Genomic DNA, 23388 nt, shown 5'->3' with positions numbered 1-23388 from the left:
ATGGCCCGTGGGGTTAACAAAGTCATTCTGGTCGGTACCTGCGGACAGGACCCGGAAACCCGCTACCTGCCGAGCGGCAACGCGGTCACCAACCTGAGCCTGGCGACCAGCGAGCAGTGGACTGACAAGCAGACCGGTCAGAAGGTCGAGAAAACTGAGTGGCACCGTGTGTCACTGTTCGGCAAGGTTGCCGAGATCGCCGGCGAATACCTGCGCAAAGGTTCGCAGGTATATATCGAAGGCAAGCTGCAGACCCGCGAGTGGGAAAAAGACGGCGTTAAGCGCTACACCACCGAGATCATCGTCGACATGCAGGGCACCATGCAGCTGCTTGGCGGCCGTCCGGACAACGCCGGTGGCGGCGACTCCGCTCCACGTCAGCAGCGCCCTGCGCCGCAGCGCGAGCCACAGCAGTCGGCACCGCGCCCGGCTCCGCAGCAAGCGCCTCAGCCAGCCGCGGATTTCGACAGCTTCGATGACGATATCCCGTTCTGATCAGCTGAGTTAGCGCTCGATCATGCGTATGCGGCTGATGCTGCTGGGTGGCGGTAATGCGCTGGGGCAGGCCCTGATCCGCCTCGGCGCTGAGGAAGACATTGGCTTTCTCGCCCCGAAACCGCCGGAGTCGGGTTGGGACCCTGCCAGTCTGACCCAATTGCTCGATGACACCCGTCCCGATGCCCTGATCAACCTTGCTTACTACTTCGACTGGTTCCAGGCCGAAGCGGTAAGCGAGGCGCATTTTGCTGCCCAGGAACGTTCCGTCGAGCGTCTGGCAGAGCTCTGTCAGCACCATGAAATTCGTCTGCTGCAGCCCTCCAGCTACCGCGTGTTCGATGGCTCGCGGGCGACTGCCTACAGCGAGAAGGAAGAGCCGGTGCCGCTGGGTGTGCGCGGTCAGGCACTGTGGCGCTTCGAACAGCGCGTGCGTTCTATCTGTCCACGGCATGTACTGCTGCGCTTCGGCTGGCTGCTGGATGACAGCGCCAACGGTTTGCTCGGCCGTTTTCTCACCCGCGCCGCGCATGATGAGCCGCTGCTGCTGGCCGATGACCGGCGCGGCAATCCGACCCCGGTCGACGATGCCGCGCGGGTGATTCTCGCCGTGCTCAAGCAGCTGGATTGTCAGACGCCGCTGTGGGGCACCTATCACTACGGCGGGCATGAGGCGACCACTTCGCTGGCGCTGGGGCAGGCGGTGCTGAGCGAAGCACGCAATTTCCGCAGCAACCTGGTCGATGAAGTGAGCCCGCAGGCGCACAGCGCGCGTCCGGATGCCGCTGAAGAACCACAGCATGCGGTGCTGTCGTGCAAGAAAATTCTTCACACTTTTGGCATCAAGCCGCGTGCCTGGCGCTCGGGGCTGCCGAGCCTACTGGATCGTTATTACCGCCATGTCTGATTCGCACCCTGTTCTGGTTACCGGCGGTGCCGGTTTTATCGGTTCGCACCTGGTCGATGCGCTGTTGGCGCAAGGCCATAGCGTACGGGTGTTGGATAACCTGTCGATGGGCAAGCTGACCAACTTGCCGCTGGATAATCCGCGGTTGCAGTTTATTCAGGGTGATGTGGCCGACTCCGCCGTGGTGATGCAGGCGGTGGCCGGTTGCGCGGCGGTGGCGCACCTGGCTGCAGTAGCCTCGGTGCAGGCTTCGGTGGATGATCCGGTGGCGACTCACCAAAGCAATTTCGTCGGCACCTTGAATGTCTGTGAGGCGATGCGTCTGCATGGCGTCAAGCGTGTACTGTTCGCCTCCAGTGCGGCGGTGTATGGCAACAATGGCGAAGGCTTGGCGATTGATGAAGCCACGCCCAAGGCGCCGTTGACGCCCTACGCGGCGGACAAGCTGGCCAGCGAGCACTACCTGGACTTCTATCGTCGCCAGCATGCTCTGGAGCCGGCGATCTTTCGCTTCTTCAATATCTTCGGGCCGCGCCAGGACCCATCCTCGCCGTACTCCGGGGTGATCAGCATCTTTACCCAGCGCGTCCAGCAGAGCCTGCCGATCAGCGTATTCGGCGATGGTGAGCAGACCCGCGACTTTTTCTATGTCGAGGACCTGGTTGTGCTGCTGACTCAAGCGCTGACTGCGTCGCAGGTGGTGGAGGGGGCGGTGAACGTTGGCTGGAATCAGGCGGTCAGTCTGAATCAGCTGCTGGCGCAGATTGGTGGGCTGTGTGGTGGCTTGCCTGATGTGCAGTATCAGGCGCCGCGCGCGGGTGATATTCGCCACTCGCGTGCGGATAACCGGCGCTTGCAGGCGCATTATCAACTGCCCGTGGCAACGCCGATGCGTGAAGGTTTGCGCCGCCTGCTGGCGCAGCCTTGAGCTTGCGCTAGACGACAAAAAACCGGCCATTTAGGCCGGTTTTTTTATTGCTGCGTTCTTAGAACTTGTAACCCAGGCCAACCATATACACGAACGGGTCTACGTCCACATCGACTTTGACCTTGTCGCCGAGAATGTGGGTGGTGCCGGTGGTTTCGATGTCGATATAGCGCACCTGAGCGTTGAGCATGATGTTGTCAGTCAGCATGTAGTCCATGCCGACCTGCGCCGCCAGGCCCCAGGAGTCTTTCATGTCCAGGCCGCTGAAGCCTTTACCTTCGGCTTCGCTGCTCAGTTTGGTGTCGAAGAACCAGGTGTAGTTGATGCCGGCGCCAACATAGGGCTGGAAGGCCGAGCTGGCATCCAGCGGGTAATACACCACGCTCAGGGTCGGCGGCAGGTGCTTGAGCTCACCCAGTTTGCCGTTCAGGCCAGCGAAGCCGCCGGGCATGCCCTTGACGCCGACGTTATGGCTAAACGGTGTGGCCGCCAGCAGTTCGATGCCGATGTTGTTGGTCAGCATATACGCGAAGTTCAAGCCCAACTGGGTGTCGCTGTCCAGGGTTGCCTTGGTGCCGGCCACGTCGGTGCCGAGGGCGCCAACCCAGATGTCGCTGCTGCTTTCCTGCGGGTCAACGGTGATCGCGCCGGCGCGCACGATGATGTCGCCAGCCTGGTGCGCGTGCGCTAGGGGGGCGGCAATAGCCAGGGCCAGCAGTGAGGCGGTAAACAGTGAAGTACGCATGATGTGCTCCCATAAAGCATCGGTTCGTATTGGCTGAGTACGATGTTAGGGGCGCGAAAAAAGCGGCTGTTGATCCAGCTCAATAAAAGTAGCTGGCTATCTAATTTATGCATGGTTGTGTTTGCGAGTATGTTGCAAGCAATATGTTATATTATTTCTTTTTGTGCGTGTCTAAGTGAATAAGTGTCGCTGCTGGTTGCTCGAAAGGCTGGATGCAGTTGATAATATTTCTCTTTATTGCGCCCCCTCAGTTCAAGGAATATTCCATGATCCCTCTGCCGAAGCGCCTGCTGGCAGTCGCTCTGGTTCTGGCCAGTGCGCCGCTCGCGGCGACCCCTCTGGATGCCGCGCTGGATGAAAGTCAGCAACTGGCCGCCGATGCCAAGGCCTCGCAGGCGCGCATCGAGCAACTCGATGACGCCAGCCGGGAGATGCTCACCGAGTACCGCAACGCATTGCAGCAGGCCGAGGCCTTGCAAGGTTATAACGCCCAACTGCGCGAGCTGGTGGCGGCCCAGCGCAAGGAGCTGACCGGCTATCAGCAGCAGCTCGATGGCATTGAGCGCACCCAGGAGGCGGTAACGCCACAGATGCGCCGCATGGTCGAGGTGCTGGGTGAGTTTATCGCTGCAGACCTGCCCTTCCTGCCGGATGAGCGCAGTGATCGCCTGGCTCAGCTGCAGGACTTGCTGCCGCGTGCCGATGTCAGCCTGGCCGAGAAATACCGGCGCATTCTTGAGGCTTATCAGGTGGAGAGCGACTACGGCCGCACCCTGGAAGCCTGGCGCGGTGAGCTGCCGAGTGAAGGTACGTCGCGCAGTGTTGAGTTCCTCCGGCTTGGCCGCGTGATGCTGTATTTCCAGACCCTCGATGGCCATGAAAGTGGCTGGTGGAACCCGCAAACCCGTAGCTGGCAGATCCTCGACGGCAGCGCTCGCCGCCCGTTGCGCCAAGCTATTGCGATTGCCCGCCAGGAGCAGGCCCCGGCCGTGCTTGACCTGCCATTGAAGACCCTGGCGCTGGAGGCCAAGCCATGAATCGTCGCGTTCTCGCTTTTACCCTGGCCCTGCTGCCTGCCCTGGCTGGCGCCGCCGAACCCCTGAGCCCGGATCAACTGCTGCAGCGTATTCGCAGCGAACGCGCGGCTGAAGTCAGCGCCATGCAAAGCCGCGAGCAGGCCTTTATTGCCGAACGCGGTGAGCGTGCCCAACTGCTGGCGACTGCGCGCAGCGTCCTGGCCACGCAAAAGGCCGAGGCCGAACGGCTGAAGGCCGAATTCGACCGCCAGGAAGCCGAATTGGCCGAGCAGGAAAAACTCCTCAGCCAGCGCGCCGGTCACCTCGGCGAATTGTTTGGCGTGGTCCGTCAGAGTGCCGGTGATGTCGCCGGTCAGTGGCAGGACAGCCTGCTCAACGCCCAGTACCCCGAGCGCCTGGCGCGCCTCAAGGCCCTGGCCGAAAGCCGCACGCTGCCGTCTGCCGCCGACCTTGATGGCTACTGGATGCTGCTGCTCGAAGACCTGACCGCCAGCGGCCGGGTTGAGCAACTGCAAGTGCCGGTGGTGGCTGCTGACGGCACGCGTAATGCGCAGGATGTGCTGCGGGTCGGCGCGTTCTCCGCCTACGGCGCCGATGCCTTCCTGCGTTATGACGCCGATGCCGGCGAGCTGCTGGCGCCGCCGCGTCAGCCGTCCGGTTTGGGCAAAGTCGCGGATTATCTGGACAGCAGCGACGCAGTCGCCAGTCTGCCGGTTGACCCAAGCCGCGGCACTTTGCTGGCGCAGTTGCAGCGCGAACCCAGCTTGTGGGATCGCGTACAGCAGGGTGGTCTGGTCGGCTGGGTGATTCTGCTGCTCGGTGCCTTCGGTCTGCTGCTGGCGATCTGGCGCATGGTCTACCTGACCCGCGTAGGCCGTGGCGTCAGTGCGCAGATGCATAACCTCAGCGCCCCGCGTGGCGATAATCCGCTGGGGCGGATCATCGGTGTGCTTGGGCCGAAACCGCAGCTGGCGGATCTGGAAACCCTGGAGCTGAAGCTCGACGAGGCGATCCTGCAGGAAACCCCACCGCTGGAAAAAGGCCAGGGCCTGCTCAAGCTGCTCAGCGCCGTGGCACCGCTGCTTGGTCTGCTCGGCACCGTGACCGGCATGATCGTCACCTTCCAGGCGATTACCCAGGGCGGTGGCGGCGATTCGCGGCTGATGGCTGACGGTATCTCGCAAGCGCTGGTGACCACGGTGTTGGGCCTGGTGGTGGCGATTCCGCTGCTGTTCCTGCACACCCTGCTGGCCAGCCGCAGCAAGGGCCTGATTCAGCTGCTTGAGCAGCAGAGCGCCGGGCTGATTGCCCTGCACCTGTCCGGGGCGCCGCGCCGTGACTGATTGGCTGGCGCTATGGTTGCGCCTGGTTGATAGCGGCCATGCCTTGCTCGACTTCATGAGCGCCGGTGGCGTAGTGATGTGGGCGTTGGCCGGGCTGTGCGTGGTGTTCTGGACCCTGGTGTTCGAGCGCTTCTGGTACATGCGCCGGGTGTTTCCGGAGTGGGTGGCCGAGCGCCGTCAGGCCTGGCAGCAGGTGCTGAGCGACGACACCGGCAACTGGCAGCGCGCGGTGCGCAGTGCCTGGCTGGCGCAGGCGCAACAGCACCTGCTCGGGCCGCTGCGCCTGAGCAAGACCCTGGTGGCGATGTACCCGCTGCTGGGCTTGCTTGGCACGGTCAGTGGCATGGTCGCGGTGTTCGACGTCCTGGCTATCAACGGCACCGGTAACCCGCGCGGCATGGCCGCTGGCGTCTGGCAGGCAACCCTGCCGACCATGGCCGGCATGGTCTTGGCAATTAGTGGATTGTTCAGCCTGGCGCGCCTCGAACGCGATGCACGCCGGGCTCTAGAGCGGCTGGCTGACCAGCTGCGTCACGACTGAGATTCGACACATGAGAATGCGCCGTCACCACCAGCAAGACGAAGACACCGGCATCGACCTGACGCCGATGCTCGACGTGGTCTTTATCATGCTGATCTTCTTTATCGTCACCAGCTCCTTTATCAAGGAAGCCGGCGTCGAAGTGCAGCGGCCCCAGGCGGAAACCGCCAGCCCGCAGGACAAAGGCAATATCCTTATCGCCATCACCGCCGACGGGCAGGTGTGGATGGATAAGAAAGTCGTCGATGTACGCAGCGTGCGCGCCCACGTCGAGCGCATGCGCGTCGACCAGCCGGACGGTGCCGTGGTGGTGCAGGCCGATCAGGACGCGCGCACCGGCCTGGTGGTACAGGTGATGGATCAGGCGCGCATGGCTGGTGTGCAGGACGTTGCCCTGGCCGCTACGGCGGGAGCGCGCTGATGCGTTTGCCACTGTCCTTTGTCGCGGCCTGCGTGATGGCGCTGGCGCTGTTCGGCCTGATGCTCTACATGGTCGCGCCGCCCAGCAGCAAGCCGAGTGAGGAGCCGCTGACGGTGGCCAACTTCGTCCGTCTCGACGGCGATTCCAACGACACCGCAACGCGCACCCGCCAGCAGGCACCGCAGCCGCCGCAAGCACAAACGCCGCAAACCCCGACACCGCCAACGCCGATGGCTGCTACCCCAAGCGCCAACCTGCCGGCACTGGATCTACCGGTGCCAAGCCTGAGCACGGGGATTGCCGTGAACAGCGCGCCGACCCCGAGTTTGACTGGCTTGGCTGCTGGGGCCTCGGCGCCTAGCGCACCAGCCCCCAGCGATGCCGGTGGTCAACCGGGCGGCCCGGAAAGTGAAGTAATGCCGCTCAACGACGTCAGCCCGGATTACCCGCGCTACGCCTTGCAGCGCGGCATCGAAGGCCACGTGAAACTGGCGTTCACTATCAACCGCGCAGGTGCCGTAGAAAACGTGCGGGTTATCGAAGCCAGCCCGCAGAACGTGTTTGAACGCGAAGCGCGCCGCGCCGCCGTGCGCTGGCGATTTGCGCCGCGTACCGAGAGCGGTTTGGCAGTGGCCCGTGAAGCGGTGAAAACCCTGTACTTCCGCCTGGAAGGAGCTCGCTGATATGTATCGTCTACTGTTGCTGATCGCGCTGTGTAGCGCTGGTGCCGCACAGGCGGCTGGGCAGAGTGTTGATCCCGGCGTATTTCGCGCGCTGGATACGGCGCAGAGCGCACAGAAGAAGGGCGACTACGCGGCCGCGCGCCGCGCTCTGGATGCCGCCAAGGGCGCGCCGGGTAGCCTGGAAGAGGCGTTGCTGTGGCGCAGCCGCGGTTATCTGGCCTGGGCCGAAGGGCAGAATGCCCAGGCCATCGAGCTGCTGGAAAAGGTACTGAAGAGCGGCAAGCTGGACGCCGAGCTGCAGGCCGCCGAAGAGCTCAATCTGGCCCGCCTGAACCTGGTCGAGCGCCGCTACGCCCGCGTCGTAACCCTGCTCGCACCAGGGCAGGCGAAGGCCGATGAAGAGGTGCTGCAGATGCTGGTGCAGGCCTATCAGGGCCTCGGTCAGCCGGCCAAGGCACTGCCGTTGGCCGAGCGTTATGTGCAGGCCAATCCGCAGGCCGCCGATAGCTGGCTGCAGTTTCTGGTGGCGATGAATGCCGACCTGAAGAAATACGCCGCCGCCGAACGTTGGCAGCGCCAGTTGCTCGCACGCCAGCCGAATAACGCCCAGGGCTGGCGTCAGCTGGCGGCCTTGCAGCAGCTGAGCGGCAGCCATGACAAATCGCTGGCCACCTTGCGCGCGGCGTACCAGAAGGGCCTGCGCTTCAGCGAAAGCGAGCTGGATAACCTGGTGCTGCTGGCGGGTGCGGCCGATCAACCCTGGCAAGGGGCCAAGCTGCTCGCCGGGATGCTCGACCAGGGCCTGTTGCCACGCACCAGTGCCCGTGAGGAGCGGCTGGGGCTGCTCTGGTGGCAGGCGCGTGAGCGCAGCAAGTCGGCGCAGATCTTCCGCGAACTGGCGCAGCGCTCGGGCAGTGCCAAACACTGGCTGCACCTGGCCCAGCTGGAGTTGGAGCAGGCGCGCTGGCAAGCCGGGCTCGACGCCCTGGCCAAGGCCGAACGGGCCGGTGCCGAGCGCAGCAAAGTGCGCGCCTGGCGCCAGTGGGCGGAGAGTGAGCTGAGTTATCAGCGGGAAAAGCGCCTGGCCAGTCGTAGCTGAGCACAGCACAGACGCTTTGGTAGGTCCTATGTTTATTCGCAGGCCGCGATTTCGTAGGGTATGACGCTTCACCCATCCACCAGCTGCGATGGTGGATGAAAAAGGCGTCATCCACCCTACACAGCTTCCGTAGCCCGGATGCAATCCGGGGCGCGGTGTCGGCCGCACAACCTTTCCCTGGATTATCCGAGCAACAAAAATGCCGTTCATCTGGCTTGAATGAACGGCATCGGTGTTAAGGCGTTACTCAGCTATCCGGCAGCTCATAGGCATAAATCTTTTCCGCTTCCATCTGATAACCGGCTTCGGCCAGCTCGCTGCTGGTCTGCTCGACCTTGAGCGGCCCTTCGATCCAGAACGGCTGATACAGCGCATCGAGCAGCACACCCAGCTCGCTGGTGACGTGCACGATCTGGTTCGACGGCGGTGGCGGCACGTGGATGCACGCGCCGAAGTACGGCACCAGCAAAAACTCGGTCACCCGGCCTTCATCGGTAACATCCAGCGGCACGATATAGCCCGGCAGTTTTACCGATTGGCCATCCAGCGCCTGCACCACTGGCGCGGCAGGCGATTGCTGCATGGCCGCTGGGCCGGACTCGGCAAGGGCGTCGGCCAGCTGCGAGAGGTCGTGGATCGGCGCCGGTTCAACGACTTGTGGTGGGGCGTCGGCCGGGACCATTTCCGACCAGGTCAGCTCGCGCACCTCGGCAGCCGCCAGCGGCAGGGCCAGGGTGAACAGTAGGGTGGCGAGCAGGGAGCGGTGCATGCAAAAGCCTCATAAGCGGATCGATAAGCCATCGGCCAGGGATTGGCGGTACGCGCGCCAGGCCGGTACACAACCCATCAACAGGGCGGCGCTCAGGATAGCGCCGAGCAGCGTCCACTCATAGCGGCTTGGCAGATTCAGTGGCAGGTACAGGCCGTAATTCGCCTGCACATAGCCCTGCGAGCCGGCGATGCCCAGGTACAGCAACAGCAAACCGAGCAGCACACCGGCCAGGGCCAGGGCAAAGGCCTCGACGATCAGCAGGCTGGCGATATGCCAGGGCCGCGCGCCCACCGAGCGCAGAATCGCCATCTCGCGGCGGCGCTCGTTAAGGCTGGTGAGAATCGCTGTGAGCATGCCGATCAGTCCGGTCAGCACCACGAACAGCGACACCACGAACAGCGCTTTCTCGGCGGTGCCCATCAGGCTCCACAGCTCTTGCAGGGCCACGCCGGGGAGAATTGCCAACAGCGGCTCGCCGCGAAATTCGTTTATCTCCCGTTGCAGGCTAAAGGTGGCGATCTTGCTGTTCAGGCCCAGCATAAATGCGGTGATCTGCTTGGGTTGCAGGTCCATGGCCCGCGCCTGCTCAGCACTGACCTTTGCCGCGCCGCGTGCGGGCATTCCGTTTTGCCAGTCGACGTGCAAGGCTTCCATACCGGCCAGGGAGATATGCAGGGTGCGGTCCACCGGTGTGCCGGTGCGTTTGAGGATGCCGACCACCTTGAACGGTTTGTCGTCATGCTTGACCAGGCTGATGGTGGCCACGCCATGGGCCAGCACCAGTTCCTGATCGAGCTGGTAGTTGAGCGCTTGCGCCACTTCCGCGCCGAGCACCACTTCAAATGGATCATCGGCAAAGGCGCGGCCGCTGCTCAGCTGCAGCGGTTGGCTGCGGGCGTAACGGTAGTGCTCGAAATACGCCGGGCTGGTGCCCATCACCCGATAGCCACGGTGCGAGTCACCGAGGGAAATCGGAATGGCCCATTTGACCTGGCGATGCTGGGCAAACTGCTCGAAGCTTTCCCAGCGAATATTGTTGGTCGCATTACCGATGCGGAATACCGAGTACAGCAACAGGTTCACACTGCCCGAGCGCGCGCCGACGATCAGGTCGGTGCCGCTGATGGTGTTGGCAAAGCTGGCGCGGGCCTCGGTGCGTACTCGCTCGACCGCGAGCAACAAACACACCGAGAGGGCGATGGCGAACACCGTGAGCCAGGCAGTAAAGCGGCGATTGCCCAGGCTGGCGAGGGCGAGGCGCAGTAGGTACATCGTTAAATCTCCGCCAAGCGGGTGGTTTTGTTCAGCTCGGCCAGCGACAGGCTGCGGTCGAACAGCCGCGCCAGGCTCTGGTCGTGGCTGACAAATAGCAGGCTAGAGCCGGCCTCACGGCATTCGGCGAACAGCAGTTCGAGAAAGGCTTCGCGAGCGTCGGCATCCAGCGCCGAGGTGGGTTCGTCGGCGATCACCAGCTCCGGCTGGCCGATCAGCGCACGCGCAGCCGCCACGCGCTGTTGCTGGCCAATCGATAGATCTCCAGCGCGGCGTTGCATCAGCTCCGGCTGGTGCAAGCCTAAGTGGGCGAGCAGGGCGCTGGTGGCCTTGGCCACGCTGCCATGGCGCTGCACCGCGCGGCTGGCGCGCAGTTTAGAGAAATGGCAGGGCAGTTCGACGTTCTCGCGCACCGAGAGAAACGGCAGCAGGTTGAACTGCTGGAAGATATAGCCGGTGTGATCGACGCGAAAACGGTCGCGGGCGCTGGCGGACAGCGCGCTCAGGTCCTGATCGAGTAGCTGGATACTGCCGCGATTGGGTTTCTGCACGCCGCCGAGCAGGCCCAGCAGGGTGGTCTTGCCGCTGCCGCTGGGGCCTTTGAGAAACAGGCTTTCGCCGCGTTGCAGGGTGAACGTGTCGATATCCAGCAACTCGGGCTGGCCGGGCCAGGCAAAGCCGAGATTGGACAGTTGGATCAGGGCTGAACTCATGGGGGAACTCGTTTGGCGCGTAGGGTGGATCGGGGCGCGTAGCTGACGCTCTTTTCACCCACCGCAAAATTGCAATGGTGGATGGGTGAAGCGTCATCCACCCTACGTTAAATCGGCAAATCAGAAACTCAGGGTTGGCTGCGCGGGCGTCAGTTCCAGGCCCTGCTGGCCATTCGGGCCGATCAGTTGTACCTGAATTTTCTCGGTGGCGGGGAAGCGCTTGAACAGTTCGCCCAGGTTAAGTTGTTTCAATTCTTCAGGCTTTTGGCAGTCGAGGCTGTAGTGCGCGTGGATATCGCTGTGCTCGCTGTCATGGTCGTGGTGTTCTTCGTGCTTATGCTCAGCAAACAGCGGGCTTTCCAGCTCCTGCTTGCTGATCTGGCAATCGCCCGCGCTCAGGCCGAACAGCGCCTGCGGTTGTTCCAGCTGGCTGCGTGCAGCAGCAACCTTGGCTTTGTCGGCGGCGCTCTTGGCGGCATGTTCGAAGCCCACCAGGTTCATCGCCGGGCTTTCCAGTTGCAATTCCAGCGCCTTGCCGTCGAGTACCACGTTGAGTTGCGCGGCGCCGTGCTCGTGAGCGTCCAGGCTGCCGTGCTCGGCGTGATCATGCGCGTGGTCGTGTTCATGGCTGTGTGCGGCAACGCCAGTGGCAAGGGGCAGCAGGGTAAACGGCAGGGCAAGTAGCAGGCGGCGCATGGCGATCTCCGGTCAGAAATAATCTAGCGTTACGTTATAACAACTTTCTGGTGGGCATGGCCAGCCTTGCTTGGCGGCCCGTTGCGGACGTGGGAGCATGGCGGCTGATCAGTTGAGGGCAGAATGATGGTGCGAATTCGTGGGCAGATCGGCGCCTGGCCGGTGGACCTGACGGTAGAGCTGGATGCGCAGGATTGGGCGCAGCTGGCCCAGCACGTGACCCTTGAAGCGCCCGCTGCGCCGGCAGCAGCTGCTGCGCCTGTGGCCAACGATGCCCTGTGGCAGGCCACCTTGGAGTTGCTGCGTCAGGCTGGGCAGATCGAAGGGCCGCAATTGCTCGGGCAACTGGCCGGGTTGGCGGGAGGGGAGGCGGCGGGCAAGCGCCTGCTGGTGCGCTTGCGCCATTGCGCGCAGGTGCGTATGGAAACGGGCGCAGATGCGCCCATCTATCACTGGGTTGGCGAGCAAGCGTAGGTTGGGCCGGGCCACGTTGGCTGAGCCTGCGAAGCCCAACGCCTGCGTCGTACCCGTTGGATGGGGTGGCGGTAAGCCCCGTAGGATGGGTTATCACCCATCCTACGGTCTTCGGCCGCGAGGGACTGCCTAGTAAATCGCCTGATAGAGCTTGCGCCGGTAGGCGGTGACCAGTGGGTGGTCATTGCCCAGCAGATCGAAGACTTGCAACAGGGTTTTGTGCGGCAGGCCGTCGGCGTAGCTGCGGTTGCGGATAAACAGCTTGAGCAGGGCGTCCAGCGCCGGCTCGTAGTGCTGGCGCGCCAGTTGTTGGATGGCTAGCTGGTAGCTCGCTTCATCGTCTTCAGCGTTCTGCGCCAGGCGGGTTTTTAGGCTGGCGGCATCTGGCAGTTCGGCTGCCTGGCGTAGAAAGGTCAGCTGTGCGCGGGCACCGGCCAGGGCCTGTTTATGTTCATCGCCTTTTACCGCGCCCAGCACGGCTTCGGCCTCACCCAGCTCGCCACGCTCAGCCAGGCAGCGCGCGTAGAGAATCAGCGCGGCAGCATGTTCGTTGTTTTCCGTCAGCAGTACCTTGAGCACTGCTTCGGCCTCACTGAAGCGGCCTTCGTTGAACAGCGCCTGCGCCGCTTCCATCGGGTCGGCGGCGGCTGGTGCCGGTTCGGCGACATGCGGCTTGAGCATCTCGCGAATCGCCGACTCGGGCTGTGCGCCGGCAAAACCGTCCACTGGCTGGCCATCCTTGAACAACACCACGGTGGGTAGGCTGCGGATGCCGAAGCGCGCGACGATGTCTTGTTCGATATCGCAGTTGACCTTGGCCAGCAGCAGCTCGCCGTTGTATTCCTCGGTGATCTTCGCCAGCAGTGGCATCAGTGCCTTGCACGGCGCGCACCACTCGGCCCAGAAGTCCACCAGCACCGGCTTCTGGAAGGAGTTCTCGATTACCAGCTGTTCGAAGCTGGCGCTGCCTGCGATATCAACGATGTAAGGGGAGTTGCTCATGGTCGCTCTCGGTGGTGCGAAAAATGGGATGGACTATAAATGCGGTCGCGGTACGGCGGATACAAGGGGCTTTAGCTGCGTTCGGCGTGGTACAGGCTGACATGACGAAACTCGGCCGGCTCGGCCAGATCCGGCCAGGTGCAGGCTTCGAGGATGCCCAGGCGCTGATAAAGCGGGTGTTGGAAATCGCGCACTCGCGAGTCGGCCACCAGTGCTTCACGACCACGACTGAGAAACTGGTCGAGCAGCGGCAGGTTGGCGCGGTCGTAGAGCACGTCGGCGACGATAATCAGGTCGAAGCGGTCGGCTTCGGCAAAAAAGTCGGCGGAGTAATGCAGCTCCACGTCATTTAGCGCGGCATTGGCCTGGCAAGAGGCAATTGCCAGCGGGTCGAGATCGCAGGCTACCACTTCCAGCGCGCCGGCTTTGGCTGCGGCAATCGCCGCCACGCCGGAGCCTGCGCCGAAATCCAGCACGCGCTTGCCGCGCACCCACTCGGGATGCTCGGCCAGCCAGCGCGCCAGCACCAGGCCGCTGGCCCAGCAGAAGCACCAGTAGGGCGGCTCTTCGAGGATCAGGCGGGTTTCTTCCGGGCTGAAACAGCGATCCATATTGGCCGGGTCGATCAGCCACAGCTTGATCGCGGTGCCGGGCAGCGTCTGCGCGCTGAGCTGGGCATCTCCCAGTAGTTCACTGAGCGCAGCCTGCAGGGCGGCAGGCGCTGTCATGGCGCAGGCACCAGGCGCAATTCACCGAGGGCCTGGGTCTCGCCACGGGCGATAGGTTGCGCGGGCAGACGCAGAATCAGTCGGCCGGCCTGATTGGCGCGGCCATGCAGCTCGATGCGGCTGTGCTTGTTAAAGGTGTCCGGGTTGAACGGCAGGCGAAATGCCAGCGGGTTGCCGGTGCCGCGCAGCTGGATATTGCCCAGCAGCGCCTGTGGCCGGCCGCGCTGATCGACCGCCAGCAGGGCCAGCTCGACATCCGCCGCATTGGGCACATTCAACAAGCTGCCGCTCAGCTCGCGCTGATAGGCCGGCAGCGGCGCAGCTTCTGCCGGGGCCTGTGTCGGCGCAGGTGTTGCGGGTTTGGCGGGCGGCGGGTTGTCGCTGGCGCAGGCGGTCAGTAGGGCAATCAGGCTCAGTAAAATCAGCGGTTGCAATGGCTTAGGGGCTTTCATGGTAGGCATCAACTCCGCTGGTTTGCATGGGCGCCTGTATACCGCAAACCCCTCGGCTTGTCTTGCCTGTGGGATGCGCTACCATGGCTACCTTCGTTCTAAAGCCGACCTTATTTATGCACTGTCCCTTCTGCGCCGCCAATGACACCAAAGTGATCGACTCGCGCCTGGTTGCCGAGGGTGAACAGGTGCGTCGTCGGCGTGAATGCCTGGCCTGTGAGGAACGCTTCACCACCTTCGAGACCGCCGAGTTGGTGATGCCGCGCCTGATCAAGCAGGACGGCAGCCGGCAGCCCTTCGATGAGGATAAGCTGCGCGCCGGCATGCAGCGTGCGCTGGAGAAGCGCCCGGTAAGCATCGAGCGCCTGGAAGCGGCCATCGCCCATATCAAACACAAGCTGCGCGCCACCGGTGAACGCGAGATCAAATCGCTGGTACTCGGTGAGCTGGTGATGGGCGAGCTGCAGAAGCTCGATGAAGTGGCCTATATCCGCTTTGCCTCGGTGTACAAACGCTTTCAAGACCTCAACGAGTTCCGTGAGGAAATCGACCGCCTGTCCCGCGAACCTGCCAAAGGTTGACGATGAATTCAGATCACGCCTTTATGGCTCGCGCGCTGGAGCTGGCCCGTAAAGGCCTGTACTCCACCCACCCTAATCCGCGCGTTGGCTGCGTGATCGTTCGTGACGGGCGCATCGTCGGCGAAGGCTGGCATGCTCGCGCCGGTGAGCCTCACGCCGAAGTGCACGCGCTGCGCCAGGCCGGCGAAAAGGCCCGTGGCGCGACGGCTTACGTCACCCTGGAGCCCTGCAGCCACCACGGGCGCACGCCGCCGTGCGCCGATGCGCTGATCAATGCCGGCATTAGCCGCGTCGTAGCTGCCATGCAGGACCCCAATCCGCAGGTCGGCGGTGATGGTCTGCTGCGTTTGATGCATGCCGGTATCGCGGTGCAGAGCGGCGTGCTTGAGGTTGAGGCGCGGGCGCTGAATGCCGGCTTTATCAAACGAATGGAGCAAGGCCTGCCGTTTGTGCGGGTCAAGCTGGCGATGAGTCTGGATGGCCGTACCGCCATGGCCAGTGGCGAAAGCCAGTGGATTACCGGGCCAGCCGCGCGCGCCGCGGTGCAGCGCCTGCGTGCGCGCTCCAGTGTGGTGTTGACCGGTGCCGACACAGTGCTGGCCGATGATGCACGCCTGACCGTGCGCGCCGACGAACTCGGTCTGGGCGCTGAGTTGAGTGCCCTGGCGCAGACTCGGCCGCCGCTGCGGGTGCTGGTGGATGGGCGCTTGCGCGTGCCGCTCAGCGTACCGTTCTTCCAGGCCGGTGCCGCCATGGTCGCGACCTGCGCGGCAGCATCGGCGCGTGATCGCTATCTGGACGATGGACATGAACTATTGGCCGTGCCCGGTAGCAACGGGCATGTTGACCTGCGTCGGCTGCTGATTGAGCTGGCCAGCCGTGGCGCCAATGAGGTGCTGGTGGAAGCCGGGCCGCGTCTGGCTGGCGCGTTTGCCCGTCTGGGCCTGGTGGATGAGTACCAGTTGTTTGTGGCGCCCAAGCTGCTGGGCTCCAGCGCGCGGCCGTTGCTCGACCTGCCGTTGGCGCGGATGGCCGATGCGCCAGCGCTGAAAATTGTCGAGATGCGCGCAGTCGGCGATGACTGGCGGATTATCGCGGTGCCACAGCCAGCTGCTTGATGGGCGCTTATTCAGGCTGTCGCTTGGCCATGCAGGGCGGCAGCAATTGTGGTAAAACGCGTCTCGGCTGCGCAAGTGGCCGTAACGTTCTCAGGGCGGGGTGTAATTCCCCACCGGCGGTAATGGCTGCAAGGCCTAGCCCGCGAGCGCTTGCCAGGTGGTGTAAACCGCTGGGCAAGGTCAGCAGACCCGGTGTGATTCCGGGGCCGACGGTTAGAGTCCGGATAAAGAGAGAGCGGGATTGCCTCAACAAGGCGCGTTCAGGCGTGCCTCGAAATCCCTATCGATCAATCACGCCCTGTTTTTTATAAAACAGGAGTTGGTCTAGATGTCTGATTTTTATTCCGTGTTCCAGGCTTCTGGCGTTGTTCGCCAGTGCTTTGCCGTGGGCGCGTCGCAGGGGGTGGCATGTTTACCGGAATAGTCGAAGCCATAGGCAGTATTCGTGCGCTGACGCCCAAGGGTGGTGACGTGCGGGTGTATGTGGAGACCGGCAAGCTTGACCTCGCCGACGTCAAACTCGGTGACAGCATCGCGGTCAACGGCGTATGCCTGACGGCCGTGGAGCTGCCCGGCGATGGTTTCTGGGCTGACGTCAGCCGTGAAACCCTGGCGCATACCGCCTTTATCAGCTTGAAAGCCGGCAGCCCGGTCAATCTGGAGAAAGCGCTGACGCCCACCAGCCGCCTCGGCGGTCACCTGGTCAGTGGCCATGTCGATGGCGTCGGCGAAGTCATCGCCCGCGCCGATAATGCCCGCGCCGTGCAGTTCACCATCCGCGCGCCGCGCGAGCTGGCCAAATATATCGCCCACAAGGGCTCGATCACCGTCGATGGCACCAGCCTGACCGTCAATGCGGTCAACGGTGCCGAATTCGAGCTGACCATCGTGCCGCACACCCTGGCCGAGACCATCATGGTCGACTACCGCCCTGGCACTCAGGTCAACCTCGAGGTGGATCTGCTGGCGCGTTATCTGGAGCGCCTGCTGCTCGGCGACAAAGCCGCCGAGCCGAAAGCCTCGGGCATGACCGCAAGTTTTCTCGCCGAACACGGCTACCTGAACAAATAAGGAATCGCCAGCATGGCTCTTAACAGTATCGAAGAACTGGTCGAAGACATCCGCGCGGGCAAGATGGTCATCCTGATGGATGACGAGGACCGCGAGAACGAAGGCGATCTGATCATCGCCTCCGAGTGCGTGACCGCCGAGCACATCAATTTCATGGCGCGCTTCGCCCGTGGCCTGATCTGCATGCCGATGACCCGCGAGCGCTGCGAAACCCTCAAGCTGCCTCTGATGGCGCCGCGCAACGGTTCCGGTTTCGGCACCAAGTTCACCGTCTCCATCGAGGCGGCAGAAGGCGTGACCACCGGTATCTCTGCCGCCGACCGCGCGCGTACCGTGCAGGCTGCTGCTGCGAAAAACGCCAAAGCCGACGATATCGTCAGTCCTGGGCATATCTTCCCGCTGATGGCCCAGCCTGGCGGCGTGCTGGCGCGTGCCGGCCACACCGAAGCGGCCTGCGACTTGGCGCGCATGGGCGGTTTCGAGCCGAGTGGGGTGATCTGCGAAATCATGAACGACGACGGCACCATGTCGCGTCGTCCGGAATTGGAAGTGTTCGCCGCCGAGCACGGCATCAAGATCGGCACCATCGCCGACCTGATCCACTACCGCTTGATCCACGAACGCACTGTTGAGCGCGTCAGCGAGCAGGTGCTCGACAGCGAGCTGGGCCAGTTCAATCTGGTCACCTACCGTGATTCGGTAGAAAACGACGTGCACATGGCGCTGACTCTGGGCGAAATCTGCGCCGAGGAACCGACTCTGGTGCGGGTGCACAACATGGACCCGCTGCGTGACCTGTTTATGGTCAACCAGCCGGGCCGTTGGAGCCTGCGCGCAGCCATGGCCGAAGTGGCCAAGGATGGCAGCGGCGTGGTGCTGCTGCTGGGCAATCCGCTGACCGGCCCGGACTTGCTGGCGCACCTGGAGCGTCAGTTGGGCGGTGAGGCGAAAGTCGCCAACCCGACCACCTACAGCACTGTGGGTGCCGGTTCGCAGATTCTCCGCGACCTCGGCGTGCGCAAGATGCGCCTGATGAGTTCGCCAATGAAGTTCAATGCAATATCCGGTTTCGACCTGGAAGTTGTAGAATACTTGCCCTCCAAATAATCCCAAGGGTCGCCACTGGCGGCCCGGCTCTTTAAATAGACGAGACGCGTTATGACCCTGAAGACCATCGAAGGTACTTTTATCGCCCCCAAGGGCCGCTTTGCACTGGTCGTCGGCCGCTTTAACAGCTTCGTTGTTGAAAGCCTGGTAAGCGGCGCAGTTGACGCCCTGGTTCGCCACGGCGTGAGCGAAAGCGACATCACCATCATCCGCGCACCGGGTGCCTTCGAAATCCCGCTGGTCGCGCAGAAAGTCGCCCAGCGTGGCGATTTCGACGCCATCATCGCCCTCGGTGCGGTGATCCGCGGCGGCACTCCGCACTTCGAATACGTGGCTGGCGAATGCACCAAGGGCCTGGCCCAGGTGTCCATGGAGTTCGGCGTACCGGTTGCGTTTGGCGTGCTGACTGTCGATTCCATCGAGCAAGCCATTGAGCGTTCCGGCACCAAGGCCGGCAACAAAGGCGCGGAAGCTGCATTGTCCGCCCTGGAAATGGTCAGCCTGCTGGCGCAGTTGGAGGCCAAGTGAGCCAGAACGACGGTAACGGGCAGCAGCCACAAGCGCCGAAGAAAGGCCCTAGCAGCAAGACCCTCGCGCGCCGTCAGGCGCGCACCCTGGCCATGCAGGCGCTGTACTCCTGGCATATGGCAGGGCAGCAGCTGAACGAAATTGAAGCGCAGTTCCGCGTTGATAACGATTTCACTGCGGTGGACGGTGCCTACTTCCACGAGATTCTGCACGGCGTGCCGCGGCAGAAGACCGAGATCGATGGCGCGTTCGAGTCGCTGCTCGACCGTCCGCTGGACGAGATCGATCCGGTTGAGCTGTCGATCCTACGTCTGTCGACCTACGAGCTGAAAAACCGCATCGATATCCCCTATCGCGTGGTGATCAACGAAGGCATCGAGCTGGCCAAGGTGTTTGGCGCCACCGACGGACACAAGTTCGTCAACGGCGTGCTGGACAAGCTGGCACCGCGTCTGCGCGCGGATGAAGTTCGCGCGAATAAGCGTTAAGCCTGTTTTGGGTGAGTTCGAGCTGATCCGTCACTACTTCGCTGCTGCGTCCTGTGCGCAGGCTGGCGAAGGCGTGTCATTGGGTATCGGCGACGACTGCGCCCTGCTGCAAATGCCGGCTGGCGAGCAACTGGCAATTTCTACCGACACCCTGGTTGCCGGGGTGCATTTCCCTGAATCGCCTGACCCGTTTCTGCTGGCGCAACGTGCGCTGGGTGTTTCGGTCAGCGATTTGGCCGCCATGGGTGCGGCGCCTGTCGGCTTTACCCTGGCCCTGACCCTGCCCAGTGCTGAGCCAGATTGGCTGCAGGCCTTCGCCCGTGGCCTGGATTTGATGGCGCAGCATTGCGCGATTCGCCTGATCGGCGGCGATACCACCCGTGGCCCTCTGAGTCTGACCCTGACCGTGTTCGGTCGCGTGCCGGTTGGTATGGCGTTGACCCGCAAAGGTGCGCAGGTTGGTGATCTGCTCTGCGTCGGTGGTGAGCTGGGCGATGCTGCCGGCGCCTTGCCGCTGGTACTCGGGCAGTGCCAAGCCGCTCCGGCAGTGGCCGAGCCGTTGCTGGCGCGCTACTGGTCGCCCATCCCGCAGCTTGAACTGGGCCTGGCGCTGCGCGGCAAGGCCACGGCCGCTCTGGATATCTCCGATGGCTTGCTGGCCGACTGCGGGCATATCGCCGCAGCGTCCGGCGTTGAGCTGGTGATTGAGCTGGCGCAGGTGCCGATGTCCGCTGCTTTGCTGGCGTTTGCCGGGGAGTCGGCGGCGCGTCAGTGCGCATTAAGTGGTGGTGATGATTACCGCCTGGCCTTTACCCTGCCGGCGGCTCACCTGGCGGATTTGCAGCAGGCGGGTTGGCCTGTGCGAGTTATTGGTCGTGTTATGGCCGGCCAGGGCGTTACTCTGCTGGACTCGCAAGGCCAGCCCGTGCAGCTGCCCCGCAGCGGCTATCAACATTTTGGAAGTGCCAGTGACTGATCATCCCAAGCAAGTCCCCGCCGAGTTCGTGCCGCCTTCGGTCTGGCGTAACCCCTGGCACTTCCTGGCCTTTGGCTTTGGCGCCGGCACCTTGCCGAAAGCCCCGGGCACCTGGGGTTCGCTGGTGGCGCTGCCGTTTATCCCACTGTTGCAGATGCTGCCGGACTGGGGCTACTGGCTGATGCTTGGCATCACCATGCTGTTTGGCTTCTGGCTGTGCGGCAAGGTGGCCGATGATCTGCGCGTGCACGACCACGAAGGCATCGTCTGGGACGAAATGGTCGGCATGTGGATTACCCTCTGGCTGGTGCCGGACGGCTGGGGCTGGCTGCTGCTAGGCTTTCTATTGTTCCGTGTGTTCGACATCCTCAAGCCTTGGCCGATTCGCTGGATTGATCGGCATGTGCATGGCGGGGTCGGCATCATGCTCGATGACGTACTCGCCGGCGTATTCGCCTGGATGGCCCTGCAACTGATTGTCTGGGGCTGGGCCAACGGGCTGGCTGCGGCGCTGGGCTGGTAATCAGAAAAGGATCGCGAATGGGCCGCTGCTGTCGGTGGTTGCTGTGGTTGGTCATCAGCGTTGCCAGTGGGCTGGTGTGCGCTGCTGAGCCCGCGCAGATCCGTATTGCCAGCGAAACCTGGGAAGGCCACACCCATGCCGATGGCAGTGGCATGGCCTGGGAGATTTTCCGCACGGTATTCGAGCCTGCCGGCGTGCAGCTGGATATCCAGAGCGTGCCTTACACCCGCTCCATCGGCCTGGTGCAGCGTGGCGCTGCCGATGCCTGGGCCGGCTCCTACCTGAATGAAGTCACCCAGGGCGTGTTTTATCCGCACTGGAACTACGACGCCGACCAGATTGCTGCCCTGGGCTTGCGGGATAAGCCCATCCCCACTCAGGACTCCCTCGGCGAGTACCGCCTGGCCTGGATGCGCGGTTATGAATACCAGCGTTATCTGCCAAATTTGCGCCAGTACCGCGAAGTGCTGCGCCGTAGCGGTATCCTCGGCATGCTGGACATGGGCCATGTGGATTTCTATCTCGATGCCCTGACCGAGGTCGAGGATGTGCTGAGCACGGCCAGTCAGCCCGAGCGCTACCGTGTTACCCAGCTGACCAAGCTGCCGATCTATCTGGGCTTTGCCGATACCCCGCGCGGCCGAACCCTGGCCGAGCTGTTCGACAAGCGTATGGATGGCCTGGTGGCGGACGGCAGCCTGCGGCCGATTTTCCAGCGTTGGCAGCAACCTTACCCGTTTGACTAACCTGTGCGAGACGTTCCATGTACGCCTTGAAAGTACTGATATTGAGTCTGCCACTGCTAATTAGCAGTGGGGCGATGGCGGCCACCCAGGTGCGGGTTGTCGGCCTGTTTCCTGGCGCTGCGGTGTTGAATGTTGACGGTCAGCGCAAGCTGGTCAAAGTCGGCCAGGTTGGCCCTGGCGGCGTAGTGGTGGTCAGCGCCGACAGCCGTGGTGCGGTATTGCGTGTCGACGGTGTGGAGCGCAGCTACAGCCTGAGTCGCGAGTACAGCGAAGGCTTTGCCGAAGCGCAGAAGAAGCAACTCAGTGTGGCCAAGGGCATCGGTGGCCATTACTGGGTCGCAGGCTCGGTCAATGGTCAGTCCATCCAGTTTCTGGTGGATACCGGCGCCACCTCGGTGGCCTTGAATGACGAGCATGCGCGCCGCCTGGGCATCGATTACCGAGTGATCGGCGCACCCTTGCAGGTCAATACGGCCAGCGGTACTGCACGCGGCTGGCGCGTAACCCTGGACCGGGTGAAGCTCGGCGAACTGGAAGTGCTGGGTGTCGAAGCCGTGGTGCTGGAAGGTGGCTCGCCTACCGAGGCGCTGCTTGGCATGAGCTTCCTCAGTCGCGTCGGCTGGAAGGTTGAGCAGGATGTGCTGGTGCTGGAGTCCAAGTACTAGCGCTGGTCACCTCGCGTTGGCTCGATCCTTATCATCAGTAATTCAGGCTAAGCGGCTGCCAAGGCCTGCTGTTACAATGCCGGCCTGATTATTCCTGCCCATTTTCTTTAGGAGCATCCGGTGTCCGTCGTGTTTGTCGCCGCCTCCCAGCTGCCTACGCCTTTTGGCGTGTTCACCATGCATGGCTTCCTCGAAGAGGCCACAGGCAAGGAACATGTAGCCCTGACCTTTGGTGATGTGGCCGATGGCGCGCCCGTACTGGGCCGTTTGCACTCCGAATGCCTGACGGGCGATGCGCTGTTCAGCCTGCGCTGCGATTGCGGTTTCCAGCTCGAAGCGGCGCTGCGTGCAATTGCCAATGAAGGCCGTGGCGTATTGCTCTACCTGCGTCAGGAAGGTCGTGGCATTGGCCTGCTGAACAAGATCCGTGCCTACGAGTTGCAGGATGGCGGTGCCGATACCGTGGAAGCCAATGAGCGCCTGGGCTTTGGTGCCGATCAGCGTGACTACGCGATCTGCCTGCCGATGCTCGATCACCTGGGTATCAGTCAGCTCAAACTGATGACCAACAACCCGCGCAAGGTCAAGGCGCTGGGCGATATGGGCATCAATGTGGCGACCCGCGTGCCGCTGCAGATCGACCACAACCCGCACAACAAAAAATACCTCGCGACCAAGGCCGGCAAGCTTGGGCATATGCTCGGTAGCCTGCACCAGGGCGAGGTTGAGGAAAGCCTGTGACGCGCGGCCAAGTGCGTCGGCGACTGGCGCTGGAGTGGTGGCGGCAACTGGCCGTGACCCTGGCCCCGTTGTTTGTGCTCAACCTGCTGTTTGGTGCCGAGCAGAAACCCGGCCTGTTGACCATGCCGCTGTTTATCGCCGGCCTGGCCTCGATGTTTGTCAGCCTGCCGTTGTTCAGCGCCTACAAGCGCGCGCTGGTGGCCACGGAAAAAGCCCTCGATACAGCAGATGAACACGATGCCTGGCTGGAGCTGGCGCGTGTGCGTCGTCTGGCCTTTCTCGGCGCGGCGCTGCCGGCCTGGATTGCCGCCATGGCGGTGTTCGCCGGCCTGGAAGCGATTCCGCTGATCCTCCTGGCGATTTCCAGCATCGTTCTGCTGTATCTCTACCGCATTCCTCGCCAACTCGGCTAACAGGCCGCTGAAGAACTACCTGCGTAGCCGATACTGCGTTGAAAACGGTCTCGAAATGCTCATTTACAGCAGTAAACTCCGCTTTCTCGACCGTTTTCGCCTTGCCTCGGCGTCCTCGGTAAC

Annotated in this window: 30 protein-coding genes and 1 riboswitch; of the genes, 22 read left to right on the top strand and 8 right to left on the bottom strand. The window is 63.0% G+C overall.

Annotated elements, in window-relative coordinates:
- Genes P3C18_RS11695 through P3C18_RS11685 form a run of 3 tightly spaced genes read left to right on the top strand, consistent with a single transcriptional unit; the run spans position 1 to position 2330 of the window.
- The gene (locus tag P3C18_RS11695; RefSeq protein WP_275962031.1) at positions 1-495 is read left to right on the top strand and encodes a single-stranded DNA-binding protein; all 495 of its coding nucleotides are present in this window, start codon (positions 1-3) and stop codon (positions 493-495) included.
- Between the two features lie 22 nt (positions 496-517).
- Positions 518-1402, top strand: coding sequence for a sugar nucleotide-binding protein (locus P3C18_RS11690; RefSeq protein WP_275962030.1), 885 nt, complete (start codon positions 518-520; stop codon positions 1400-1402).
- Positions 1395-2330, top strand: a complete 936-nt coding sequence (locus P3C18_RS11685) for an NAD-dependent epimerase/dehydratase family protein (RefSeq protein WP_275962029.1) — start codon at positions 1395-1397, stop codon at positions 2328-2330. Before P3C18_RS11690 ends, P3C18_RS11685 begins: the two co-directional genes overlap by 8 nt.
- A 58-nt stretch (positions 2331-2388) precedes the next feature.
- Here P3C18_RS11685 and P3C18_RS11680 read toward each other — a convergent pair whose 3' ends face one another.
- Positions 2389-3075 carry an OmpW family outer membrane protein gene (locus P3C18_RS11680; RefSeq protein ID WP_160016216.1) on the bottom strand — a complete coding sequence of 229 codons (687 nt, stop codon included), beginning with the start codon at positions 3073-3075 and terminating at the stop codon, positions 2389-2391.
- A 266-nt stretch (positions 3076-3341) separates the two neighbouring features.
- On the opposite strand from P3C18_RS11680, the gene P3C18_RS11675 reads away from it, so the two are divergent.
- The 6 genes from P3C18_RS11675 to P3C18_RS11650 are packed head-to-tail and all read left to right on the top strand — an operon-like array spanning position 3342 to position 8199.
- Positions 3342-4112 (top strand): DUF3450 domain-containing protein, encoded by a 771-nt coding sequence (locus P3C18_RS11675; RefSeq protein ID WP_275962028.1) that lies wholly within the window; start codon positions 3342-3344, stop codon positions 4110-4112.
- Positions 4109-5455: a MotA/TolQ/ExbB proton channel family protein gene (locus P3C18_RS11670; RefSeq protein ID WP_275962027.1), complete on the top strand. Its 1347-nt coding sequence runs from the start codon at positions 4109-4111 to the stop codon at positions 5453-5455. Before P3C18_RS11675 ends, P3C18_RS11670 begins: the two co-directional genes overlap by 4 nt.
- The gene (locus P3C18_RS11665) at positions 5448-5996 is read left to right on the top strand and encodes a MotA/TolQ/ExbB proton channel family protein (RefSeq protein WP_257777825.1); all 549 of its coding nucleotides are present in this window, start codon (positions 5448-5450) and stop codon (positions 5994-5996) included. Before P3C18_RS11670 ends, P3C18_RS11665 begins: the two co-directional genes overlap by 8 nt.
- Before the next feature lie 10 nt (positions 5997-6006).
- A complete protein-coding gene (locus P3C18_RS11660) occupies positions 6007-6417 on the top strand; it encodes a biopolymer transporter ExbD (protein WP_275962026.1) in 411 nt (136 codons plus the stop codon).
- Positions 6417-7100, top strand: a complete 684-nt coding sequence (locus tag P3C18_RS11655; protein WP_275962025.1) for an energy transducer TonB — start codon at positions 6417-6419, stop codon at positions 7098-7100. Before P3C18_RS11660 ends, P3C18_RS11655 begins: the two co-directional genes overlap by 1 nt.
- 1 nt (position 7101) lies before the next feature.
- On the top strand, positions 7102-8199 hold the full coding sequence (locus tag P3C18_RS11650) for a tetratricopeptide repeat protein (RefSeq protein ID WP_275962024.1): 1098 nt from the start codon (positions 7102-7104) through the stop codon (positions 8197-8199).
- Positions 8200-8446: 247 nt separating this feature from the next.
- Here the strand turns inward: P3C18_RS11650 and P3C18_RS11645 are convergent, their stop codons facing one another.
- From P3C18_RS11645 to P3C18_RS11630, 4 genes are all read right to left on the bottom strand, one after another.
- Complete coding sequence (locus P3C18_RS11645; RefSeq protein ID WP_275962023.1) at positions 8447-8968, bottom strand: DUF3299 domain-containing protein; 522 nt, start codon at positions 8966-8968, stop codon at positions 8447-8449.
- A gap of 9 nt (positions 8969-8977) precedes the next feature.
- Positions 8978-10243 (bottom strand): ABC transporter permease, encoded by a 1266-nt coding sequence (locus tag P3C18_RS11640; RefSeq protein WP_275962022.1) that lies wholly within the window; start codon positions 10241-10243, stop codon positions 8978-8980.
- Positions 10244-10245: 2 nt separating this feature from the next.
- Positions 10246-10956, bottom strand: a complete 711-nt coding sequence (locus tag P3C18_RS11635; RefSeq protein WP_275962021.1) for an ABC transporter ATP-binding protein — start codon at positions 10954-10956, stop codon at positions 10246-10248.
- 120 nt (positions 10957-11076) lie between these two features.
- Positions 11077-11652, bottom strand: a complete 576-nt coding sequence (locus P3C18_RS11630; protein WP_275962020.1) for a DUF2796 domain-containing protein — start codon at positions 11650-11652, stop codon at positions 11077-11079.
- 126 nt (positions 11653-11778) lie between these two features.
- Here P3C18_RS11630 and P3C18_RS11625 point away from each other — a divergent pair, with 126 nt between their 5' ends.
- Complete coding sequence (locus P3C18_RS11625) at positions 11779-12126, top strand: hypothetical protein (protein WP_275962058.1); 348 nt, start codon at positions 11779-11781, stop codon at positions 12124-12126.
- Between the two features lie 129 nt (positions 12127-12255).
- Here the strand turns inward: P3C18_RS11625 and trxA are convergent, their stop codons facing one another.
- The 3 genes from trxA to P3C18_RS11610 all read right to left on the bottom strand — a co-directional run bounded on the left by trxA (position 12256) and on the right by P3C18_RS11610 (position 14308).
- Complete coding sequence (gene trxA / locus P3C18_RS11620) at positions 12256-13128, bottom strand: thioredoxin (RefSeq protein WP_275962019.1); 873 nt, start codon at positions 13126-13128, stop codon at positions 12256-12258.
- 71 nt (positions 13129-13199) lie between these two features.
- Positions 13200-13856 (bottom strand): 50S ribosomal protein L11 methyltransferase, encoded by a 657-nt coding sequence (locus tag P3C18_RS11615; protein WP_275962018.1) that lies wholly within the window; start codon positions 13854-13856, stop codon positions 13200-13202.
- Positions 13853-14308 carry a YbaY family lipoprotein gene (locus P3C18_RS11610; RefSeq protein WP_275962017.1) on the bottom strand — a complete coding sequence of 152 codons (456 nt, stop codon included), beginning with the start codon at positions 14306-14308 and terminating at the stop codon, positions 13853-13855. The genes P3C18_RS11615 and P3C18_RS11610 overlap by 4 nt, the downstream gene beginning before the upstream one ends.
- Before the next feature lie 116 nt (positions 14309-14424).
- On the opposite strand from P3C18_RS11610, the gene nrdR reads away from it, so the two are divergent.
- The 12 genes from nrdR (at position 14425) to P3C18_RS11550 (ending at position 23265) form a co-directional block, all read left to right on the top strand.
- A complete protein-coding gene (gene nrdR / locus P3C18_RS11605) occupies positions 14425-14889 on the top strand; it encodes a transcriptional regulator NrdR (protein ID WP_275962057.1) in 465 nt (154 codons plus the stop codon).
- 2 nt (positions 14890-14891) lie between these two features.
- Positions 14892-16007: a bifunctional diaminohydroxyphosphoribosylaminopyrimidine deaminase/5-amino-6-(5-phosphoribosylamino)uracil reductase RibD gene (gene ribD, locus P3C18_RS11600; RefSeq protein ID WP_275962016.1), complete on the top strand. Its 1116-nt coding sequence runs from the start codon at positions 14892-14894 to the stop codon at positions 16005-16007.
- Between the two features lie 82 nt (positions 16008-16089).
- Positions 16090-16248, top strand: a riboswitch (FMN riboswitch).
- 167 nt (positions 16249-16415) lie between these two features.
- On the top strand, positions 16416-17078 hold the full coding sequence (locus P3C18_RS11595; protein ID WP_275962015.1) for a riboflavin synthase: 663 nt from the start codon (positions 16416-16418) through the stop codon (positions 17076-17078).
- 12 nt (positions 17079-17090) lie between these two features.
- Positions 17091-18185 carry a bifunctional 3,4-dihydroxy-2-butanone-4-phosphate synthase/GTP cyclohydrolase II gene (gene ribBA, locus P3C18_RS11590; RefSeq protein ID WP_275962014.1) on the top strand — a complete coding sequence of 365 codons (1095 nt, stop codon included), beginning with the start codon at positions 17091-17093 and terminating at the stop codon, positions 18183-18185.
- 51 nt (positions 18186-18236) lie between these two features.
- On the top strand, positions 18237-18713 hold the full coding sequence (gene ribE, locus P3C18_RS11585; protein ID WP_087515564.1) for a 6,7-dimethyl-8-ribityllumazine synthase: 477 nt from the start codon (positions 18237-18239) through the stop codon (positions 18711-18713).
- Positions 18710-19201 carry a transcription antitermination factor NusB gene (nusB, locus tag P3C18_RS11580; RefSeq protein ID WP_275962013.1) on the top strand — a complete coding sequence of 164 codons (492 nt, stop codon included), beginning with the start codon at positions 18710-18712 and terminating at the stop codon, positions 19199-19201. The genes ribE and nusB overlap by 4 nt, the downstream gene beginning before the upstream one ends.
- Positions 19202-19208: 7 nt before the next feature.
- Positions 19209-20177 (top strand): thiamine-phosphate kinase, encoded by a 969-nt coding sequence (gene thiL, locus P3C18_RS11575; protein WP_275962012.1) that lies wholly within the window; start codon positions 19209-19211, stop codon positions 20175-20177.
- A complete protein-coding gene (locus P3C18_RS11570) occupies positions 20170-20700 on the top strand; it encodes a phosphatidylglycerophosphatase A (protein WP_275962011.1) in 531 nt (176 codons plus the stop codon). The genes thiL and P3C18_RS11570 overlap by 8 nt, the downstream gene beginning before the upstream one ends.
- 17 nt (positions 20701-20717) lie before the next feature.
- The gene (locus P3C18_RS11565) at positions 20718-21446 is read left to right on the top strand and encodes a transporter substrate-binding domain-containing protein (RefSeq protein ID WP_275962010.1); all 729 of its coding nucleotides are present in this window, start codon (positions 20718-20720) and stop codon (positions 21444-21446) included.
- Positions 21447-21463: 17 nt separating this feature from the next.
- A complete protein-coding gene (locus tag P3C18_RS11560) occupies positions 21464-22111 on the top strand; it encodes a TIGR02281 family clan AA aspartic protease (RefSeq protein WP_275962009.1) in 648 nt (215 codons plus the stop codon).
- 120 nt (positions 22112-22231) lie between these two features.
- Positions 22232-22852: a GTP cyclohydrolase II gene (ribA, locus tag P3C18_RS11555; RefSeq protein ID WP_275962008.1), complete on the top strand. Its 621-nt coding sequence runs from the start codon at positions 22232-22234 to the stop codon at positions 22850-22852.
- Positions 22849-23265 (top strand): MFS transporter, encoded by a 417-nt coding sequence (locus tag P3C18_RS11550; RefSeq protein ID WP_275962007.1) that lies wholly within the window; start codon positions 22849-22851, stop codon positions 23263-23265. Before ribA ends, P3C18_RS11550 begins: the two co-directional genes overlap by 4 nt.
- Positions 23266-23388: the final 123 nt, after the last annotated feature.

This window comes from Pseudomonas sp. 1928-m (genome assembly GCF_029269135.1).
GTDB lineage: Bacteria > Pseudomonadota > Gammaproteobacteria > Pseudomonadales > Pseudomonadaceae > Aquipseudomonas.
Note: the sequence above shows the minus strand (reverse complement) of the source record. Positions and strands in the feature narration are given on the sequence as shown.

Excerpts from the sequence above, each read along its gene's own strand:
- P3C18_RS11670 (WP_275962027.1), top strand. The coding sequence starts at position 4,109 with ATGAATCGTCGCGTTCTCGCTTTTACCCTGGCCCTGCTGCCTGCCCTG.
- ribE (WP_087515564.1), top strand. The coding sequence starts at position 18,237 with ATGACCCTGAAGACCATCGAAGGTACTTTTATCGCCCCCAAGGGCCGC.
- P3C18_RS11695 (WP_275962031.1), top strand. The coding sequence starts at position 1 with ATGGCCCGTGGGGTTAACAAAGTCATTCTGGTCGGTACCTGCGGACAG.
- P3C18_RS11630 (WP_275962020.1), bottom strand. The coding sequence starts at position 11,652 with ATGCGCCGCCTGCTACTTGCCCTGCCGTTTACCCTGCTGCCCCTTGCC.
- P3C18_RS11655 (WP_275962025.1), top strand. The coding sequence starts at position 6,417 with ATGCGTTTGCCACTGTCCTTTGTCGCGGCCTGCGTGATGGCGCTGGCG.
- P3C18_RS11625 (WP_275962058.1), top strand. The coding sequence starts at position 11,779 with ATGGTGCGAATTCGTGGGCAGATCGGCGCCTGGCCGGTGGACCTGACG.
- P3C18_RS11680 (WP_160016216.1), bottom strand. The coding sequence starts at position 3,075 with ATGCGTACTTCACTGTTTACCGCCTCACTGCTGGCCCTGGCTATTGCC.
- ribD (WP_275962016.1), top strand. The coding sequence starts at position 14,892 with ATGAATTCAGATCACGCCTTTATGGCTCGCGCGCTGGAGCTGGCCCGT.
- P3C18_RS11610 (WP_275962017.1), bottom strand. The coding sequence starts at position 14,308 with ATGAAAGCCCCTAAGCCATTGCAACCGCTGATTTTACTGAGCCTGATT.
- P3C18_RS11645 (WP_275962023.1), bottom strand. The coding sequence starts at position 8,968 with ATGCACCGCTCCCTGCTCGCCACCCTACTGTTCACCCTGGCCCTGCCG.
- P3C18_RS11640 (WP_275962022.1), bottom strand. The coding sequence starts at position 10,243 with ATGTACCTACTGCGCCTCGCCCTCGCCAGCCTGGGCAATCGCCGCTTT.
- P3C18_RS11690 (WP_275962030.1), top strand. The coding sequence starts at position 518 with ATGCGTATGCGGCTGATGCTGCTGGGTGGCGGTAATGCGCTGGGGCAG.
- P3C18_RS11565 (WP_275962010.1), top strand. The coding sequence starts at position 20,718 with ATGGGCCGCTGCTGTCGGTGGTTGCTGTGGTTGGTCATCAGCGTTGCC.
- P3C18_RS11560 (WP_275962009.1), top strand. The coding sequence starts at position 21,464 with ATGTACGCCTTGAAAGTACTGATATTGAGTCTGCCACTGCTAATTAGC.
- P3C18_RS11650 (WP_275962024.1), top strand. The coding sequence starts at position 7,102 with ATGTATCGTCTACTGTTGCTGATCGCGCTGTGTAGCGCTGGTGCCGCA.
- P3C18_RS11615 (WP_275962018.1), bottom strand. The coding sequence starts at position 13,856 with ATGACAGCGCCTGCCGCCCTGCAGGCTGCGCTCAGTGAACTACTGGGA.
- nrdR (WP_275962057.1), top strand. The coding sequence starts at position 14,425 with ATGCACTGTCCCTTCTGCGCCGCCAATGACACCAAAGTGATCGACTCG.
- P3C18_RS11635 (WP_275962021.1), bottom strand. The coding sequence starts at position 10,956 with ATGAGTTCAGCCCTGATCCAACTGTCCAATCTCGGCTTTGCCTGGCCC.
- P3C18_RS11675 (WP_275962028.1), top strand. The coding sequence starts at position 3,342 with ATGATCCCTCTGCCGAAGCGCCTGCTGGCAGTCGCTCTGGTTCTGGCC.
- P3C18_RS11685 (WP_275962029.1), top strand. The coding sequence starts at position 1,395 with ATGTCTGATTCGCACCCTGTTCTGGTTACCGGCGGTGCCGGTTTTATC.
- P3C18_RS11595 (WP_275962015.1), top strand. The coding sequence starts at position 16,416 with ATGTTTACCGGAATAGTCGAAGCCATAGGCAGTATTCGTGCGCTGACG.
- P3C18_RS11660 (WP_275962026.1), top strand. The coding sequence starts at position 6,007 with ATGAGAATGCGCCGTCACCACCAGCAAGACGAAGACACCGGCATCGAC.
- trxA (WP_275962019.1), bottom strand. The coding sequence starts at position 13,128 with ATGAGCAACTCCCCTTACATCGTTGATATCGCAGGCAGCGCCAGCTTC.
- ribBA (WP_275962014.1), top strand. The coding sequence starts at position 17,091 with ATGGCTCTTAACAGTATCGAAGAACTGGTCGAAGACATCCGCGCGGGC.